This window comes from Streptomyces sp. NPDC096048, from assembly GCF_044763415.1.
Lineage (GTDB): Bacteria > Actinomycetota > Actinomycetes > Streptomycetales > Streptomycetaceae > Streptomyces.
The window spans coordinates 359,982-376,648 of the sequence record NZ_JBIWGG010000010.1 but is presented as its reverse complement, the minus strand read 5'-3'; the positions used below and the strand labels follow the sequence as shown (position 1 = coordinate 376,648).

The window sequence follows — 16,667 nt, the reverse complement described above, 5'->3', positions numbered from 1 at the left end:
CCGCCGACGGATCCGGTCATGGACTGCTTCTCGTCATGCGGCCGGAGGGAGCCGGCGGCGCACCCATTCGGGGTCCGGGTTGACGTGCGGCCGGCCCGCCACCATGACGGTCGGCACGGTCTCGTCGCCGTCGTTGGCTGCTCGTACCGCCGACGCCCCAGCGGGGTCACGCCAGATGTCGACCCAATGCAGCCGACGGGCGCTGCGGCCCGACCGGAACCGCAGGCGCAGGCAGTACTTGCATCCCGCGCGCCAGTAGACGATCGGCCGGCCGTCGACCGCGCTCCGGCGTTGTGCCTCCTCCGCTCCGATCGACGGGGGGAACACCAACGGCGAGTGCAGGCCCGCGAGCAGGCCGAACATCAGCAGAAGCGCGACGGCGACACCAGGAGACCCGCCGACGAACTGCGTGGTGGCGACGAGTGCGCCGCAGACCACGAGCGACATCGGCAACACCCACGCGCGCGTCATGACGGAAAGACTATGCGGTGACGTCGTCCGGGCCGACGGGGGCGGAAGCCCGGTGGTTCCACCATTGCAACGAGCGGCAGCCAAGTTCGTTGCGTTAAGTCCGGGACATTGCAACGATTTAACGGCTACTGCCTGCGCATATATCGCTGTCACGCAAAAACTCAGTTGCCTATGACATGAACGCAACGTAGCGTTTCTGATGTCGGAAACGACGAGGTGACGGTCGCACGGATCGGGAAGTGCGCGTTTCGTCGAGTGAGCCGGCAGGGGGCGGATCATGGAGACAGCGCAGAGTCGGCAGCCGGCGGCGCCCGGTGCCTTCACGTCCTTCGCCCGCTTCGTGCTCTGCGGCGGCGGAGTGGGGCTCGCCTCCAGCCTCGCCGTGGCGGTCCTCGCCTCCTGGATTCCCTGGATGCTGGCCAACGCGCTGATCACCGCGGGCTCCACCCTGCTCGCGACCGAGCTGCATGCCCGCTTCACCTTCGGCGCGGTCGGGCACGCGACCTGGCGCCAGCACGCGCAGTCGGCCGGGTCCGCGGCGGCCGCGTACGCGGTGACCTGCGCGGCGATGCTTGTCCTGCATCAGCTGGTGACGGCACCCGGTGCGGTGCTCGAGCAGGTCGTCTACCTGTCCGCCTGCGCACTCGCCGGTGTCGCGCGGTTCGCGGTGCTGCGTCTGGTCGTCTTCGCACGGGAGTGCTCGCGGGCCGGGGCCACCGTCCCCACCGCCCGTCCCGCCCACGCGACCGTGGCGCGCGACTCCGCCCCGCCTGCCCCCGCGGTGCTCTGCCACGCTTGAGCGCGCGTCTGCCGTGAGGTGCCCGACTCCAACATCCACCTCGCTCTGCGGGAACCATGGTTCGTCACGGTGTCGCTTTATGGTTACCTGATGCGATTTGTCCCCAGATGGGTCCTGCTCTCGTCAGGGTGTGCGCCCGTCCTGCTGATCGGAGGCTGGACGGGTGCGGCACTGTTCGAAGGGCCTGCCTATGACCCCGTCACGGAAACGATCAGCGCCCTGGGGGCCTACGGAGCTTCCGGATTCTGGGTGATGACGGCGGCGTTCCTGGCATTGGGCGCCTGTCACCTGCTGACCGCCTGGGGGCTGCGGACAGCTGCCACCCCCGGACGCCTGGCGTTGGGCGGCGGCGGTCTCGCGGCGCTGGCGGTGGCCCTGCTTCCCGCACCGACCAGCGGGGGCTCACTGCGCCACGGCACGGTGGTGGCCGTCGGCTTCACGCTCCTGGCGGTGTGGCCGGTACTGGCCGTCAGGGGCGGCGCAACCGCTCCCTGGGCTCTGAGGCTTGCGCCCTCGATCGTGGTGACCGTCCTGATGGCCGCCGGTGGAGCATGGTTCCTGGTCGAGATGCACCGACACGGCAACGCCGGCGTCGCGGAACGCGTCGTCACGTTCGTCCAGTCGGTGTGGCCCTTCGTGGTCGCCGCCTCCTGCCCTCACCACTCCGAGGCACCGGCCGAGCGGACCGCCGGCCCTGGATGAGTCGGCCGCTCCCGACGACCGACGGAGACCGAGCCCTCATGCCGGGGCGGACAGCCGGTCGAGGCGATCGCGCTGGTCAGATCTCGGGCGATCGAGCACGTTGTAGCGGTTCTGTACGCTCGCGACGTCGACGATCTGCCGTGCCTGGTCAGGTTCGCCCACGGTGACCTCGGCCAGCCCGGGCTTCCAGGTCCCCACCGATACGAAACACAGCCGATGCCCCGTGCTGCCCCCCCCCTGGCGAAGGAGGCGAAGCCAGCATCGCGGTTGGCCACGGCACGGGCGGGCCATCGCCGCTCAGGGGCAGGGTGGCGGGCGAGGGCCCTGGTGAAAGGTGAGAAGCCTGGGTCGCGTACAACTCCGTCCCATAACCTTGTGCGTGGAGACGTCGGATGCCATGTGATCGACATTGAGGAGGCGATGGTGCTCGGAAGGGGCACGTGGTTGCTCGCGGGCGCCCTGACCGTGGTCTGCATGCTGCTCGTCGGCCCCAGTGCACCGAGCGGCGCCCTCTTCGTGAGGTCACTGCCCGTCGACGCCGCCCAGGAGGTCGTACCGAACCGGGTCATGACGTGGAACATCTGCAACCCCTGCGAGGAAAGCAACGTCGACCGGGCAGCGGAGATCGCGACGTACGCGCCCCAGGTCGTCGGTCTGCAGGAAGCCTGCGTGCGTGACGTCGACAGGATCCGGCGCTATCTGGAAAGCCTTTACGGACTGGTCTACCACGTCGAGTACGGGATGGTTCTGCAACACCGGGGCCGCTGCGGGGGAGTGCCGTGGAATCCGGGAGGCTTCGGTCAGGCGATTCTCTCGGCGGCCCCGATGACCGACCGCGTCCACCTGGAATACCCCGACGGTGGTTCCGAAGACCGGGGGTACATGGCAGTCACCACCCTGGTGGGCGGCGAGCCCGTCCGGGTCTTCAACACACACCTCGCCCAGCGCCGTCAGGAAGCGGTCCGAGCGGATCAGGCCGGCGTACTCGCCGCCGAGGTCGCCCGGCACGACCGCGCGATCGTTCTCGGCGACTTCAACGCGGTGCCGGACGCTCCCGAACTCGCCCGGATGTGGGCCCTGGCCGCGGACACCGACCCGCAGTGTCATCCCTCGCCCGCCGGCACCTGCGAGCCGACCACCGACTGGCACAGCAAGTTCGACTACGTCTTCCTGCGAGGTCTCACCCCACTCGGACACCGCGTGGAACCCACCCCGTACTCGGACCACCACCTGCTGCACACCGACGTCGACCCGGCTTGAAGAGCTTCCACGTACGCAACCGCTGCTCAACGCTGATCGCGAGAACCGTCGGCAGACAACCGTGCCGCTCCTCGGCATCCAGCAGGTCCTCGGGCCACAGTGCCGCCCGCGTGCTCCCGGTTGCGGTATGCCCGGGCATGGTCCACCGGCCCGCCGGGCAGAGGAGACGTTGTCCAGTACCCGACACCTCAGGGGGCCTCCGTGACCACGGGCGGAAGAGACGCCACTGCTTCGCCGGAGGGAGCGGGCGACGACACTCCCCTGCGGCGGGCCATCGGTCCCAAGCTGCTGATCCTGTTCGTGATCGGCGACATCCTCGGTACCGGCTTCTACGCGACCACCGGTCAGGTCGCGGGCAAGGTCGGCGGGGCGCTGTGGCTGCCGTTCGTCATCGGGTTCGTCGTGGCGATCCTGACAGCGGCCTCCTACGTCGAGCTCGTAGGCAAGTATCCGAAGGCGGCCGGTGCCGCGCTGTACACCCAGAAGGCGTTCCAGGTACCGTTCCTCACCTTCATCGTCGCCTTCATGGTCATGTGCTCGGGCCTGTCCTCGGCGAGCGCGGCAGCGCGCGCCTTCAGCGGCGACTACCTCGCCGAGTTCACGGACTTCTTCCCACCCACACTCATCGCGATCCTGTTCATCCTCGCCCTCGCGGCACTCAATCTGCGCGGCGTGTCCGAGTCGGTGAAGACCAACGTGGTTCTCACCCTCGTCGAACTGACCGGCCTGTTCGTCATCCTCGCCGTCGGCGCCTGGGCGGTCCTCACCGGAGACGGTGACCCCTCCCGTCTCGGCGAGTTCCAGGCCGGCGGCACCGGCCACGCTCTGATCACCAGCGTGCTGGGTGCGACGGCCCTCGGCTTCTTCGCCTTCGTGGGCTTCGAGGACTCCGTCAACATGGCGGAGGAGACCCAGGATCCGGTGCGTACGTTTCCGCGCGCCATCTTCATCGGCGTCGCCGTCACCGGGACCATCTACGTCCTGGTCGCCCTGGTCTCCTCGCTGCTCGTCGACTACCGCGTGCTGGAGGGTTCCAGCGGCCCGCTGCTGGAGGTCGTCAAGGCGGGCGGGCTGGACTTCCCGCCGAAGCTGTTCGCGCTGATCGCCCTGTTCGCCGTCACGAACTCGGCACTGATCAACGTCATGATGGCCTCCCGGCTCTGCTACGGCATGGCGAACGAACGCATCCTGCCGCGCGCCCTGGGCCGCGTTCTTCCCCGGCGCCGCACTCCTGTCGTCGGGATCGTCTTCGTCTCCGTACTCGCCATCGGACTCGTCTCCACCGGGGAGATCGCGGGCCTCGGCGACACCACGGCCTTCCTGCTCCTGTGCGTCTTCGCCGTCGTCAACATCGCCGTACTGGTCCTGCGCCGCGACCGCGTCGAGCACGAGCACTTCCGTACGCCGACCGCTCTGCCGGTGCTGGGCGCGATCACCTCCCTGATTCTGGCCAGCCCGCTGTCCGACCGGCCCGCGCACGTCTACATCCGGGCGGGCGTGCTGCTGCTCATCGGCATCGGGCTGTGGGTGCTGAACAGGACGGTGATGAAGTCACGCGGGGAGGCGTGAGCCGCTACTCGGGACAACCGGTGTCCGGGGCGCGCCGCTGCCGCGCGTCGAACAGGTCGCCCCTCATGTACAAGCAGGTGGGGGCGGAGCCCATGTCGTGGATGTTGGCGATCCGCAGGATCGCGAGATTGCGCTCGTTACCGATGCGTGAGGCGCGAAAGTCGATCTCCCCGGTCGCACCCTGGTAAGTGTTCTCCCGAAGTTCCTGGGCGATCGCCGCCCGGTGCGGTGCCACTGCCCTCGTCTCCGTGTCCAACCGCTGGTGCAATGCGGAAGTGGCCTCGACGAGCAGTCCCGCCACGTCGTACGCCGTGCCGGTCCGCTCCGCCGGCCACGGCGTCTGCGGCGACTCCTTCTCGGGCAGCGCCTTTCCGAGTTCCGTGCGCAGTTTTCCGTAGCCCGCGCAGAACGCGTCCAAGGGCGTCCCGGCTCCCATCAGGGGCGCGGGACGTCCCTCCCGCGAGCACGACGCACCCGCCAGCGTGACGAGGCTGCCCATCCCGACGTACGACATCGACCGGTTCGCCAGCGCACTCTGCTTACGGTTCTCCCCCTGCGCGACGAACCGTGAGACCGCGTCCGCGGCGACGATGAGGGGCAGATTCCGCTGGCTGGTGCAGCCGTTGGTCACGGACCGGATGAAGTCCCCGAAGTCGTCCTCACGTCCTATGTAGTAGACGATCTCATCGCTCCGGTCGACACCGTCCGCACACAGGGAAGCCACCTCACCGGCCGAATCGTCCCATGTCGCCTCTGCCACAGGCACGTTCCGTTCGCCCAGCTCGGTGTCGGCGGCCTTGGCCAGAGTGCCGATGTAACGGTCCGTTCGGTCAGGATGGTACAGAGTGACCTTCCGTGCCTTGAGCAGCTGCGCGTAGCCGGCGATCAGCTGGGCCTGCACCGTGTTGTCCGGGACCATCTGGAAGTACAGCGACGACCGGTCACCCAGCCCCGAACCGGTCAGAGTGGTACCGACGGCCGGAACACCGGCGAGGCCGATCTCGGTGATCGCCTGTTCGGTCTCCTCGACCGTGCGGTCCAGCCCGACCACGGCAACCACCGAAGGATCCTCGTCGAACAGCGGTCGGAGCATGTCACGCGCCACCTCGGGCGCCTTGCGCATACCGTCTCCGCCGTTCGCCACGATGACGCGCAGGAGCGGCTGCGTCTTGGACTTGACGTTCTGAGCCCGCTGGCGCAGCAGGAGCCCCTCGAGTTCCTCCGCGGCGGCGTGATCGGTGTCGGGCGCGGCCTCGCGGTGGGTCAGCCCTACGAAGTGCACGATGCTGAGATAGGGACGGCCGGGCTGCTGGCGGTGCAGCTTCTTCGCCGTCTCGTTCTGCGCGAAGATCGCCTGCTGGGCCCAGCGCAGGCGCTTGTTGGTGCCGAAGATCTGTACGGCGTCGTCGCTGTAGCCGATGCACTGGCGGTCGTCCGGGCCCATCTCGACGGTCTTGACCGATACGCCGTCGTGGAAGCCGGAGCGGAAGTAGAGGCACTCGGCGGCCCACGAGTCGATGACGTTCCGGGTCACTGGGAGCAGTACCAGGACCATGACGAGTGCCAGCAGGGTTTCACCGACGCCCCGTCGGGACAGGACGGGAGGCGAGGGCGGACGGAAGTCCCCTGGTCTCACCCTTACTTCCCGCCGGCCGGGCTGGTCCGCTTGCGCGGGCGGCAGCGCGATCCACAGGTAGCGGGCGTTCTCCACCAGGCGTTGCCGTTTGCTGGGCAAGTTGTCCAGCCACGCCCTGAGCGCGTCAGGGGCGTCCTGGGCACTGCGGAGAACGCCGGCGTCCCCCGCCTCGAGCGCGGCCGGGCGTTCGTCGGTCGTCGCGATGACGAGGAGGGGGTCGAGTTCGCCGGTCTCGTTGCGGACCTCGCTGATGAGCCGCAGCAGGTCCCAGCCGCCATTGCCGTCGGTGAGGTTGTCGAGCAGGACGGTCGTGTAGGTCGTACGGCGCCAGCCGGAGCGCTTGGGGAAGACGACCCAGCGTCTACGACGGTATGCCCGGCGCAGATCTTCCAGGAACGCGTGTACCAGCAGCTTCTTGATCTGATCGAGGTTCTCCGCTTCCCGACCGCGCTCCGTGAGCCGCTCGGCGAACCCACGGAAGCTCGTCGAGTGACGGGGCACCATGAACGGCTGTCGCCGCATGAACCAGCGTGCCTCCCGACCCAGGCCGGGGCTGCGCCGCCCCAGCCAGCGCAGCCCCAGCCGGCGGCCGACCTCCACGAGTACATACAGGGTGGACCCGATGAGGCTGAAGGCCGAGGGAGTGGCGGCCGTGGAGGTGGTGAGAGCGCCGGGGTCCGATCGGTGCGCCCGGCCACTCCAATGGCGCAGCAGGTCGGCGAGTTGTTGCTCGTGGCGTCCCGGTGCGGGCGACAGCCGCTGTCCGGTCAGCCAGTCGGCCAGCCGGTAGTAGTCGAAGCGGAAGGGGCGCCCGGGACCGAAGCGGTCGCCGGCGAGTTTGGTCCTCAGCTCGTCGAGCAGCGGAATCAGCGGAAGCGACCGGTCCTGGACGTCTTGCCAGCGGTCCCTCACCGTGTCGTCCACCGAGCGGGCGTCGATATAGGCGTGGGGTACCGAGGACCGGTGGTCGGACGTCTCCAGCCGCTCATTGAGCGCGGAGAGGAAATCGTCCGGGCCCTGGGCGCGCACGAGACAGACCAGAGGCAGTGGCCGTTCGCCTCGGACTTCGTCGTCCGAGGTCCTGGCTAGGAACCGGGGCCGTCGAGCCAACTCCCTGATGGTGGACAACAGTTCGGTCGCGCCGGTGAAAGGGGACCCCGTCTCTGGCATAGCTGGCAGGCTACCCGCGTCCGTCACCTCTGATGAGTGATTTGCGCTGGAACGTGCAAGGTGCACGTGTGACGGCGGCCCTCCGCTCGCGTGAGCGGGGCACGCGTGGCGCACCATGTGTCACGAGGAATGACATCGCCCCGCGGACGCGCCGCGTCGGGCGCCGAGGGGAGGAGAAACGGGTGGACGGGCATCGATCGGAGCCGGCGGCCGCGCGGCTGCGGGAGGCGGCGCGTGCGCTGCTGTCCGTACTGGAGCCGGAGCAGCTGAGCGAGCTGCGTGCGGGGCCCGCCAGGCTGGACGCCCCCGAACTGCGGGAGTGGACCTATCTGCCGGGCCCGCGCCCCGGTCTGCCCACCGAGGGCCTCGGCAGCCGGCAGCGCGAGGCTGTCGACGCGCTGCTGGCCGCGGCGCACAGTGCCCCGGGAGCGGAGCTGGCGCGCGGGGCGATCGAGGTGGAGCGGCACCGCCGCGCCACGGTCGGCGCCACGGGCGCCGACCGCTACTGGGTGCGGCTGCTGGGCGACCCGGAGGGTGACGCTCCTTGGGGCTGGCGGATGAACGGCCACCACCTCGCCGTACACGTACTCATCACGGCGGCCGGGATCCGGGTGACGCCGCACTTCATCGGTGCGGAGCCGGCGCGGATCACGGACGGTCCGCAGGCCGGACGCCGGCTGCTGGGGCCGGAGGAGGATCTGGCCCGGGACCTGGTCACGGACCTGGACGTCGACCGACGGGCGAGGGCGGTCTTCGCCGCCGCGCCGCCGGACGACATCTTGACCCGCGCCGACCCGTTCGTCGATCCGGACCAGCTGCCCGGCGGCCTGCCGTACGGCGACATGACCCCCGGCCAGCAGCGCGTCCTTGAGCGCCTGGTGCGCCGCTACCTCGACCGCGCGCCCGCGGAGTACGCGCAGGAGTGCTGGTCCGAACTGGTGGCGCGTGGGCTGGACGCCCTCTCGTTCGCGTGGGCCGGTGGCCGCGCACCCGGGGACCGGCACTATTACTGCGTCCGAGCCCCGGACCTGCTCATCGAGTACGACAACACCCAGGACGACGGCAACCACGCCCACTCGGTCTGGCGGCATGTCCGCCATGACTGGGGCACCGATCTGCTGCGCGCGCACTACGCGGACCAGCACGGGTGAAGGGAGCGCGTGCGAACCGGAGCCCGATCCCGAGGAGTCGCTTCGGCGGCCGTTGCGGCGCCGTCGCGGATACGCCGCTCGCCCACGCCATGGCAGGCCTCGCACCTGGCGACACGAACGCCGGTACGAGCGACTCCGTCACCGAGGATCCCGCCTCGGACGCCGCCGCCAAGTCCGCCGAGGACACTCACGTGACTGACGTGACTGACGTGACTGACGTGACTCACGTGACTCACTGACGAGCGGAGGGCCCCTGCCGCGGGCGCGGGCGGGGCCCTCCGCGGCCGGACCGGACCAGCACGACGGGCGTGTGTCAGTGCGGGGTGTCACGCTGAGTCCAGACAGGACCTGCGAAAGGGTATCGCCGTGATCACCAACGACTTCGTCCCCGGCTCCCCCTGCTGGCTCGACCTCGGCACCCCCGACGTCCGCGGTGCCGTGGCCTTCTACAGCGCCGTGTTCGGCTGGGACTACGAGTCCATGGGGGAGGACATGGAAGGGGGCATGTTCCGCAAGGACGGCAAGATCGTCGCCGGTCTCGGCAAGCTTACCGAGGAGGGCGCGCGCTCGGCCTGGATGATCTACTACTGCGTCACTGACGCGGACGCCACGACCGAGTCCGTGCGGAGCGCGGGCGGCACGGTGCGGGTGGCGCCGATGGACCTCGACGACTGGGGCCGGATGGCCCAGTACAACGACCCTTCGGGTGGCCAGTTCGCCGTGTGGCAGCCGGGGACGAACAAGGGCGTCGAACTGGTGGACCAGCCCGGCTCACTGTCCTGGACCGAGCTGTACACGAGCGACGCGGCAGCGGCCAAGGAGTTCTACGGCGGTGTCTTCGGCTGGCAGTTCGGTGACATGGAGCTGCCGGGCGGCGGAGGCACGTACTCTCTCATCACTCCGGCCGGCCTTCCCGAGGAGCGCATGCACGGCGGCCTCATGGAGGTTCGCGAACAGGACCTCGCCCTGGCGAACGGCCGACCGTACTGGCACCCGGTCTTCGCCGTCGCCGACTGCGACGCCGCGGTCGCCGCGGTCACCGGGAACGGCGGCAGTGTGCAAATGGGCCCCGAGGACGCGGAGGGCGTCGGCCGGCTTGCCCTGTGCGTCGATCCGTCGAACGCCGACTTCGTGGTGCTGACCCCGGCCCAGGGGTGACCGAAGCAGTGCCGAACCATAGGCCGAACCACGTACCGGGCCGCGGCGCCGGCCCGGCGGTGGCTCACGCAGGCGCAGCCGCGCGGTCTCGATTCCCCGACCGCCGGAACGGCCATTCCCCGAACGCCCGAGAGGTCCACCCATGATCTTCATCGCCGCCAGGTTCCGCGTCCGGCCCGAGCACGCCGACGACTGGCCCGACATCACCCGCGCCTTCACCGAAGCGACCCGTGGCGAACCCGGGTGCCTGTGGTTCGACTGGTCCCGCAGCGTCGACGACCCGACCGAGTACGTGCTGCTCGAAGCGTTCCGCGACGACGAGGCCGGTGCCGCGCACGTCGGTTCCGGCCACTTCGCCGAAGCCCGGAAGACGCTGCCACCCCACCTGGTGGAAACGCCCCGGATCGTCAACGTCACGGTCCCGCAGCAGGACTGGTCCCTGCTCGGGGAGATGGCGGTCCCGGGAGACGACTGAGACCGCGAGCGTCAAGGGCGGGGGCCGAGAGCGTAGGACTCCATGAGCGCGAAGCCGTAGTCCATCGGCTTCACGCCGCGCAGGGTGACCGGCCCGTCCGGTCCGGTCAGTTCGAGGCCGGCGGGCACCCGACCGCGGGCAGGTGCCGCCGGGCGGCGGCGATCGCGTCGCCTTCCCGGGGGCGCCTTCTCCCGGACCCGCGGCCGGTTCAGTTCGGCCTGGAAGGTCGTCCGGTCGGCCACCGGAGGCCAGCGCCGGCGCGGACCGATATCCTGCTGCCGTGCTCGGGCACGGTCGTGCCGCCCTCGTCGCAGGTCGCGGTCGGTCAGCCCGTGACGTCCGGTCGCGGACGCTCCGCCAGCTCCTTGATCCGCGACAGACGGGTCTCCCACGAGCGGCCTATGCGGTCGAGTTCGTGGGCCAGTGCGCCGAGTCGGGCCCCGACCGCGACGTGGACGACCTCGCGCCCACGCTGCTCGGACTCGACCAGCCCGACCTCGCGCAGCACCTCCAGGTGCTTGCCGATCGCCTGCCGACTCACCGGCAGGACCCTGGCCAGCGCGGACGCCGACATCGGGCCCTGACCGAGCCGGGTGAGGATCTCCCAGCGCGTCGCGTCGCCGAGGGCGGCACACACGACGGGAAGGGCGGGGGCGGTCACGAGTGCTCCGTCGGGGCCGGCGCGTTCTTCTCGACGAACGCCTTCGCGGCTGCCAGCTCGGTGAGCCAGCCCTTGTCGTTGCCCTCGCGCTCCTTCAGCCACGCCGCCGGATCGTCGGCGAGGCCGGAGAATCCGCTCTCCACCACACGCAGGGTCACTCCGCCGCCGTCCCGCTCGTCGATCCAGAACTCGACCAGGGTCGAGGGCGTCGACTCGTCCCGGGACGGGCTCCCGACCCAACGGAAGGCCGCGTAGCGCGGCTTGTCCAGCTCCACGGTCCGGAACCGGAACTCGCCCAGCGAAGGATGGCGCACCACGGCCACGTCGCCGTCTCGGCGCAGGTCCGGCTCGGCCTCGACCTCGCCGTCGTTGATGTACCAGCCGGGCCGTACGACCAGCTCCCATACCCGGTCGGCCGGGGCGTCGATGTCGATCTGCCGGTCGATCCGGTCGAGCTCGTCGAGCTCCGCGCCGGTGTGGGTGGTGTTGTCCATGATTTTCTCCCTCGCTTCTCTCGCTGCAACTCAATGGTTGCACTTCCTGCCATCCCGTGCAACCGGAAGGTTGCATCCGGCGCCTCGGTGGCGGGCCCGGTAGGGAGGAGCGACCGCGGAACTAGGTCTTTGGTGCCGGTCCACCAGGGGCCGCGGTCGGATCCGCCGCCCCCGTGACCATGGCTAGCGTCTCCCCATGCGTATAGGACTACTTGGTACCGGCAACGTCGCCCGAGCGCTGGCCCACGGCTGGAGCGCCGCAGGACACGATGTGCTCCTCGGTTCGCGCCGCCCCGGGGACCGGACAGACCTCGGTCTCCCCGTGGCGAGCCTGAACGAGACAGCCGCCCACGCGGAGGTGCTCGTCAACGCCACTCCGGGGACCGTCTCCGTGGACCTGCTGCACTCCATAGGGGCATCGGCCCTGGCCGGCACCCTGCTGATCGACGTCGGGGTCGGCCTCTCCGACGACTTCAGCGAGCTCTCCCACCCCAACAGCAGTCTGGGGGAGCGGATTCAGGAGGCCTTCCCCTCGACCCCCGTCGTCAAGACGTTGTGCACCATGGACTCCACCGTGATGACCGCCCCGGACGGTCTCGCCGGCCCGAGCACCGTCTTCCTCTCCGGCGATGACGCCGAAGCCAAGCGGACCACCGGCCGACTGCTCGCCGACCTCGGCTGGCCCGCGTCGTCCCAGCTGGACATCGGCGGCATCCGTACCGCCCGCGGACAGGAGCACTTCGCCCTGCTCTTCATGGGCATCGCGGGTGGCCTGGGGACACACACGTTCAACATCAACGTGGTCACCCGTCCCACTGGCTAGGGTTCCAGGGGTTCGATGCCCCAGGCGGCGGCTCTCGCGGCGGCGGCCGCGCGGTCGGGGAGGTCGAGCTCGGCGAGGGTGTGCCCGATGTGGGTCCCCACGGTGCGCGGCGTGATGTGGAGCCGCTCGGCGATCTCACGGTCGGTGCGGTCGGCGGCCGGTTCGGCCGGCACCTGGAGCCCTCGCGGCGAGAGGCCGCCGGGCCGCCGCGCCTCCGTGGCGGCCCGCCCGGGCGGTGGGCACGCGGGGAGTCGACGGCCGCGGCGAGGGGCCTCGGTGAGCAGGGTGACCCGGACCACGGCGCGCGCCGGTTCGGACGTGCGCCGTGGACGCCGGGTGCTGACGTTCAGCACGCCGACGTACCGGCCGTCGGCGGCGAACAGGCACTGGGCCACGCCGTCCTGGACCCCCAGGGGCGCAGTACCTCCTGGGAAGCCCGGAGACGCGGCCAGAAGGCGCCTGGGGACATCCCTGAGCCAACCACCAGTGGATTTACAGCGACCCGCAGAAGGCCGAGAGCGGCCCCTGCGGTGCCCCCATCGCCCATGGCTACCTCACCCTCTCCCTCGCCATCCCGCTCTTCGGTGAGCTGCTGGACATCACCGGCGTGCCCATGAGCGTCGACTGTGGCCTGGACAAGGGCCGTCTCTCCAGCGGCATCTGGAGGCGGGGGATGTGGGTGAGGGTGAGGCCCTGATCAGACCCCCGCTTTTCGGACACGCGGGCACGCAGCGCGGAAGGCGTTGAGCTGGCTCTCGGGCGAGTCCGGCGGGCCGGACCAATGGCCGTTCTTGACCTGTACACGATCATTACTTGGGTCTGTACTGGCGTATCGCACGCCTACTGCACTCACAGGGGGAACGGCGCAGTGACATCCTTACGCCTCAAGGCGGCCGTCACAGGTCTGGCCGCCGCGGCTCTGCTGCTGGTCGGCGCCCTGCCGGCCCAAGCGCAGAGCCCGCAGGAAGACCGAAAGACCACCTACAAGATCACCCCGTACGTCATATCGGACCCGGCGCTCATCGCCGACCCGGAGAAGCTCGTCGAGGAAGTGACGAAGCGCGGCGATCTGGACCGGCTGGGCATCAAGCCGTCGACATCCGCCGGTCCTTCGGAGATGGCGAAGAAGGCGGCCCTCGCCGCGGACCCGGCGAGCTACGTGGTGGACTCCTCACGGTTCCCGGCCGGCCGTATTCCGGCCGACATCTACGACTACACCAACTGGGAGGAGTGCGACGCCAACTCCGACGCGGCATCGCAGGACGCCGGGTGGATCAAGAACCGCTACTCGTACTGCCAGAAGCACCTGCTGTTCATGCCGGCCTTCGAGTGCGGGCTCTTCCCGCCGCAATGCAAGATCACCGGCGTCTACTCCTCGACGAACACACTGATCGGCTACGGCAAGGCGGGCGGACACGAGGACCATCCCAACTTCCGCTGGGCGGACTTCCGGCTCAAGGTCGAGAACATCGTCACCACCGGTCCGTTCGCCCGCTCCGGAGCGGACCTGAGCGCCGCCATCGAGTGCGAGGGCACCTACACCGACGAGGACTCCAACCTCAACGACGACCACGCCTGTTACGCGCACGAGAACGAGGAGACCGAGAAGACCATCAACGAGTGGCGCGTGAACGACGAGGCCTACTTCGACATCGCCTCCCAGGCGATCAGTCCGGATCCCCTGTGGGGGGAGCAGATCGCCACCGGCGTCTTCCACATCGAGTACGAGTTCGATCTGCCCTGGTACTTCCAGATCATCGACACCGAGAGCCCCGAAGGCGGCATGCGGTTCGACTCGGCGTGGTACCTGCAGTCGCACAAGCTCGGGTCCGTGTTCGACCGGGCGGTGCCGGGCATGTCGTACACGAAGTCCGACGCGGAGGTGGCCGGCGTCGCCCTCCACCTGGAGGAGGCCCGGGCCAACCCCGCGGCCACGATGCCCACGCAGACGGACAAGCACCTGGCCGGCGGCACACCCGGCGACCCGATCCACCGTCTGGCGCAGGCCAAGGGAGAGAAGCAGAGCTTCCGGTACGACGAGAACCGCCGCATCGTCCGCAACTTCTGTGCCACCAAGGCGATGCAGGACCTCAAGGCGACCCTCCCGGTGAACCAGGGGCCGTACGACTGCGACGAGTACCCCATGGCCTCGACCTACGAGGGCGCGGGACGACACCTGTTCCCCGGTGAACCGTACGGCGGTGCCCAGTACGAGCGTCACTACTCGGCGCGATGGGTCAACAGCGAGGTCAACCAGGAAGCCGGGCGACGCCTCGGCCGCTGGTACGACATCGACCGGCTGCTCGACCAGGACGCGTTCCACATCCCCATCCGCTGATCGCGACCAGTAGTCGTGCGGGGTCCGGCCGACGAGGCCGGGCCCCGCACACGTCTCGGTCCGTCTCAGCCCGCGTCCGGCCAGAACTGCACCAGGGCCCAGCCGCCCGGCTCCGCGAAGCCGCCGGCCGGGCCAGGGGCGTTCTCCCGCCAGCCCACCCGCGCCCGCCACCGGCCGGCGTGCGGGAGCCGGAACACGTCCGACTTGCCCCCGGCCGCGATCTCGTCCACCAGGAACCGGCCCGAGGGAAGGTCCAGCGACAGGATCTCCGTCGACGGCCACTCGTCCGCGAGGGCGGCCGCCGGTCCGTCCCATGCCTCCAGCCGCAACCGCGCGTTGAGAATGTCCTCGTCCGACCCGATGTAGAGCATGGTGGCGTTGGAACTGACGAAACTGCCGACCGACCGCGGCGACGCCGGCCGCTCGCCTTCCTGGCCCTCCTCGTCGACCAGGCCGAACAGTCGATGGTCCACGATGACGTCCAACTCGCGCGACGTCACTAGCTGAGGCATGCGGTACCTCCCGAGGCAGCTGTCGTACGTGACACTGTGCCGCAGGCTATGCCCGACAGCCCAGGCCCGCCCAGTCCGTGACGCACCGTCGGGGAGCGTGCCGGGCGCCTCTCACCCGCACGCGACGCCGGTGTCGGCGCGCGACCGCTTCGTGGCTCCCCAAGGAAAGTGATCACCGCGACGTCCGGAATCGCCACCTGGCCCAGCTGGCCGGCTTCGCTCCCAGGGGCAACAGACCGCCGTCGTCAGGGGGTCCGTCGTCTGTCCCGTTCGCGATCTCGGCAACGAACGTGCGGTATGGCTCAGGCAACACCACGCCCTGCCGGTCCTCCCAGGAACGGAGTGCCTTCCAGCCAAGAGGGCGACGGCGGACCTGTGCGGGAAAGGCGTCGTGCAGGAGAGCCAGCGCATCCGAGGGGTGTGCACCGGTGATGTCGAGCAGTCCTGCATCACACCCTGGAAAGTTCGAGGTGTCGAGCAGTCAGCTTTGCCGCGACACTCGACAGGCATCATTCCGTCGGTGGCATGACAAGCACATCGTTCAACGGAGAGGTGTCTTGCGGACGCCCGTGGCGGGAGCGGCCGAGGATCCCGCCCACCCCGCGCGGCGGGTCAAGGTGCTTCGCCTCTCACGTACGCAGAGGCGCTGACCTGGCGGCGGATGCCGCCGGAGCTGCACATTTCCCAACCAACAAGAAGGGCAACAATGCGCACCAAAGCAATGGCCACGGCCTTGTCCCTCGGAATGGCCGCCACGTTCACCGGGTTCTCCGCGAGCACGGCGAACGCCTACACCAACTCGGACCTGTCGGTCTCCGACTGGTCCCGCTACACCGTCGAATGCCCCTGCTCGGACAACAGTGGCCTCGACTTCACCGAGTTCAAGTACGACAGCGGCGGCAAGGGCCTGAAGCTGGTCGTCAAGAAGAACAACAGCCCTGTGGCGCAGGTCGAGTTCCATCCGTCCGACGAGATCCTGTACGTCTACGACGGCAAGAACGACGGCGACACGATCTACGTCCGGGCGATGTGGTGGGAGGGCTCGGGCTTCATCAAGGAGGAGGGGACCTACTGGGCGCCGGGGACGTCCGCGGAACTCGACATGAACAAGATTGAGATGGACGACAACGACGACATCGACGAGGGCACGGTCGTGTACTTCCGGCTCTTCGACGACAAGGCCCTGACCGACCCGATCACTGACTGGTACGAGTACAACGGGAAGGCTTGACGGGTTCCTGGTGCCCCGCCGCGCGGTGGTCGCGGGTGCGGCGGGGCGTCCCGGGGCTGCGCGGCCGTGAGGGTGGTGCGGGGGTTGCCCCCCGGGTGCCGCCCGGTGGCGGGTGCCGCGTTCACGGGGTTCTCCGCGACCCCGTGGAGTGCCTGCACCGACCTGACGCGCACCTGCAAGCGCGCGGGTGCGCCGGCTCCCCTGTGACGCTCGCTCG

At 69.5% G+C, this 16,667-nt stretch carries 16 protein-coding genes and 2 pseudogenes; 11 read left to right on the top strand and 7 right to left on the bottom strand.

What is annotated here, in order from left to right:
• Positions 1–33: 33 nt before the first annotated feature.
• Positions 34–471 carry a hypothetical protein gene (locus tag ACIQ6R_RS28160; RefSeq protein ID WP_404224276.1) on the bottom strand — a complete coding sequence of 146 codons (438 nt, stop codon included), beginning with the start codon at positions 469–471 and terminating at the stop codon, positions 34–36.
• Between the two features lie 277 nt (positions 472–748).
• Here ACIQ6R_RS28160 and ACIQ6R_RS28155 point away from each other — a divergent pair, with 277 nt between their 5' ends.
• Entirely contained in the window at positions 749–1,270 is a 522-nt protein-coding gene (locus ACIQ6R_RS28155) for a hypothetical protein (protein WP_404224274.1), read from the top strand.
• Between the two features lie 90 nt (positions 1,271–1,360).
• A complete protein-coding gene (locus ACIQ6R_RS28150) occupies positions 1,361–1,972 on the top strand; it encodes a DUF998 domain-containing protein (RefSeq protein ID WP_404224273.1) in 612 nt (203 codons plus the stop codon).
• Positions 1,973–2,059: 87 nt separating this feature from the next.
• Here the strand turns inward: ACIQ6R_RS28150 and ACIQ6R_RS28145 are convergent.
• Positions 2,060–2,152: pseudogene (locus tag ACIQ6R_RS28145) on the bottom strand (aldo/keto reductase); the annotation flags it as partial.
• A gap of 240 nt (positions 2,153–2,392) precedes the next feature.
• On the opposite strand from ACIQ6R_RS28145, the gene ACIQ6R_RS28140 reads away from it, so the two are divergent.
• Together ACIQ6R_RS28140 and ACIQ6R_RS28135 are read left to right on the top strand one after the other, a co-directional pair.
• Positions 2,393–3,232 carry an endonuclease/exonuclease/phosphatase family protein gene (locus ACIQ6R_RS28140; protein WP_404224271.1) on the top strand — a complete coding sequence of 280 codons (840 nt, stop codon included), beginning with the start codon at positions 2,393–2,395 and terminating at the stop codon, positions 3,230–3,232.
• Between the two features lie 201 nt (positions 3,233–3,433).
• Positions 3,434–4,801 carry an APC family permease gene (locus ACIQ6R_RS28135; RefSeq protein ID WP_404224270.1) on the top strand — a complete coding sequence of 456 codons (1,368 nt, stop codon included), beginning with the start codon at positions 3,434–3,436 and terminating at the stop codon, positions 4,799–4,801.
• 4 nt (positions 4,802–4,805) lie between these two features.
• Here ACIQ6R_RS28135 and ACIQ6R_RS28130 read toward each other — a convergent pair whose 3' ends face one another.
• On the bottom strand, positions 4,806–7,466 hold the full coding sequence (locus ACIQ6R_RS28130) for a hypothetical protein (protein ID WP_404224268.1): 2,661 nt from the start codon (positions 7,464–7,466) through the stop codon (positions 4,806–4,808).
• A gap of 323 nt (positions 7,467–7,789) precedes the next feature.
• On the opposite strand from ACIQ6R_RS28130, the gene ACIQ6R_RS28125 reads away from it, so the two are divergent.
• The 3 genes from ACIQ6R_RS28125 to ACIQ6R_RS28115 all read left to right on the top strand — a co-directional run bounded on the left by ACIQ6R_RS28125 (position 7,790) and on the right by ACIQ6R_RS28115 (position 10,391).
• Positions 7,790–8,758, top strand: coding sequence for a DUF3500 domain-containing protein (locus tag ACIQ6R_RS28125; protein ID WP_404224267.1), 969 nt, complete (start codon positions 7,790–7,792; stop codon positions 8,756–8,758).
• A gap of 366 nt (positions 8,759–9,124) precedes the next feature.
• A complete protein-coding gene (locus ACIQ6R_RS28120; protein WP_404224265.1) occupies positions 9,125–9,916 on the top strand; it encodes a VOC family protein in 792 nt (263 codons plus the stop codon).
• A 142-nt stretch (positions 9,917–10,058) separates the two neighbouring features.
• Positions 10,059–10,391, top strand: coding sequence for a putative quinol monooxygenase (locus ACIQ6R_RS28115; protein ID WP_404184738.1), 333 nt, complete (start codon positions 10,059–10,061; stop codon positions 10,389–10,391).
• A gap of 325 nt (positions 10,392–10,716) precedes the next feature.
• Here ACIQ6R_RS28115 and ACIQ6R_RS28110 read toward each other — a convergent pair whose 3' ends face one another.
• The gene (locus ACIQ6R_RS28110; RefSeq protein ID WP_404224263.1) at positions 10,717–11,052 is read right to left on the bottom strand and encodes an ArsR/SmtB family transcription factor; all 336 of its coding nucleotides are present in this window, start codon (positions 11,050–11,052) and stop codon (positions 10,717–10,719) included.
• Positions 11,049–11,546, bottom strand: coding sequence for an SRPBCC domain-containing protein (locus ACIQ6R_RS28105; protein WP_404224261.1), 498 nt, complete (start codon positions 11,544–11,546; stop codon positions 11,049–11,051). Before ACIQ6R_RS28105 ends, ACIQ6R_RS28110 begins: the two co-directional genes overlap by 4 nt.
• 196 nt (positions 11,547–11,742) lie before the next feature.
• Between ACIQ6R_RS28105 and ACIQ6R_RS28100 the strand changes: the two genes are divergently transcribed.
• Positions 11,743–12,369, top strand: coding sequence for an NADPH-dependent F420 reductase (locus ACIQ6R_RS28100; protein ID WP_404184747.1), 627 nt, complete (start codon positions 11,743–11,745; stop codon positions 12,367–12,369).
• Here the strand turns inward: ACIQ6R_RS28100 and ACIQ6R_RS28095 are convergent.
• On the bottom strand, positions 12,366–12,764 hold the full coding sequence (locus ACIQ6R_RS28095; protein ID WP_404224259.1) for a LuxR C-terminal-related transcriptional regulator: 399 nt from the start codon (positions 12,762–12,764) through the stop codon (positions 12,366–12,368). The genes ACIQ6R_RS28100 and ACIQ6R_RS28095 overlap by 4 nt on opposite strands.
• A gap of 83 nt (positions 12,765–12,847) precedes the next feature.
• Here ACIQ6R_RS28095 and ACIQ6R_RS28090 point away from each other — a divergent pair.
• Positions 12,848–13,030, top strand: a pseudogene (locus tag ACIQ6R_RS28090) (MaoC family dehydratase); the annotation flags it as partial.
• Positions 13,031–13,237: 207 nt separating this feature from the next.
• Positions 13,238–14,707, top strand: coding sequence for a hypothetical protein (locus ACIQ6R_RS28085; protein ID WP_404224257.1), 1,470 nt, complete (start codon positions 13,238–13,240; stop codon positions 14,705–14,707).
• Positions 14,708–14,772: 65 nt separating this feature from the next.
• On the opposite strand, the gene ACIQ6R_RS28080 is transcribed toward ACIQ6R_RS28085, so the two are convergent.
• On the bottom strand, positions 14,773–15,219 hold the full coding sequence (locus ACIQ6R_RS28080; RefSeq protein WP_404224255.1) for a hypothetical protein: 447 nt from the start codon (positions 15,217–15,219) through the stop codon (positions 14,773–14,775).
• Positions 15,220–15,925: 706 nt separating this feature from the next.
• On the opposite strand from ACIQ6R_RS28080, the gene ACIQ6R_RS28075 reads away from it, so the two are divergent.
• Entirely contained in the window at positions 15,926–16,450 is a 525-nt protein-coding gene (locus tag ACIQ6R_RS28075; RefSeq protein WP_404224254.1) for a hypothetical protein, read from the top strand.
• Positions 16,451–16,667: the final 217 nt, after the last annotated feature.

Bases quoted from the DNA above. Each gene is read 5' to 3' on its own strand.
- ACIQ6R_RS28160 (WP_404224276.1), bottom strand. From the start codon at position 471: ATGACGCGCGCGTGGGTGTTGCCGATGTCGCTCGTGGTCTGCGGCGCA.
- ACIQ6R_RS28155 (WP_404224274.1), top strand. From the start codon at position 749: ATGGAGACAGCGCAGAGTCGGCAGCCGGCGGCGCCCGGTGCCTTCACG.
- ACIQ6R_RS28150 (WP_404224273.1), top strand. From the start codon at position 1,361: ATGCGATTTGTCCCCAGATGGGTCCTGCTCTCGTCAGGGTGTGCGCCC.
- ACIQ6R_RS28140 (WP_404224271.1), top strand. From the start codon at position 2,393: ATGGTGCTCGGAAGGGGCACGTGGTTGCTCGCGGGCGCCCTGACCGTG.
- ACIQ6R_RS28115 (WP_404184738.1), top strand. From the start codon at position 10,059: ATGATCTTCATCGCCGCCAGGTTCCGCGTCCGGCCCGAGCACGCCGAC.
- ACIQ6R_RS28105 (WP_404224261.1), bottom strand. From the start codon at position 11,546: ATGGACAACACCACCCACACCGGCGCGGAGCTCGACGAGCTCGACCGG.
- ACIQ6R_RS28100 (WP_404184747.1), top strand. From the start codon at position 11,743: ATGCGTATAGGACTACTTGGTACCGGCAACGTCGCCCGAGCGCTGGCC.
- ACIQ6R_RS28080 (WP_404224255.1), bottom strand. From the start codon at position 15,219: ATGCCTCAGCTAGTGACGTCGCGCGAGTTGGACGTCATCGTGGACCAT.
- ACIQ6R_RS28075 (WP_404224254.1), top strand. From the start codon at position 15,926: ATGCGCACCAAAGCAATGGCCACGGCCTTGTCCCTCGGAATGGCCGCC.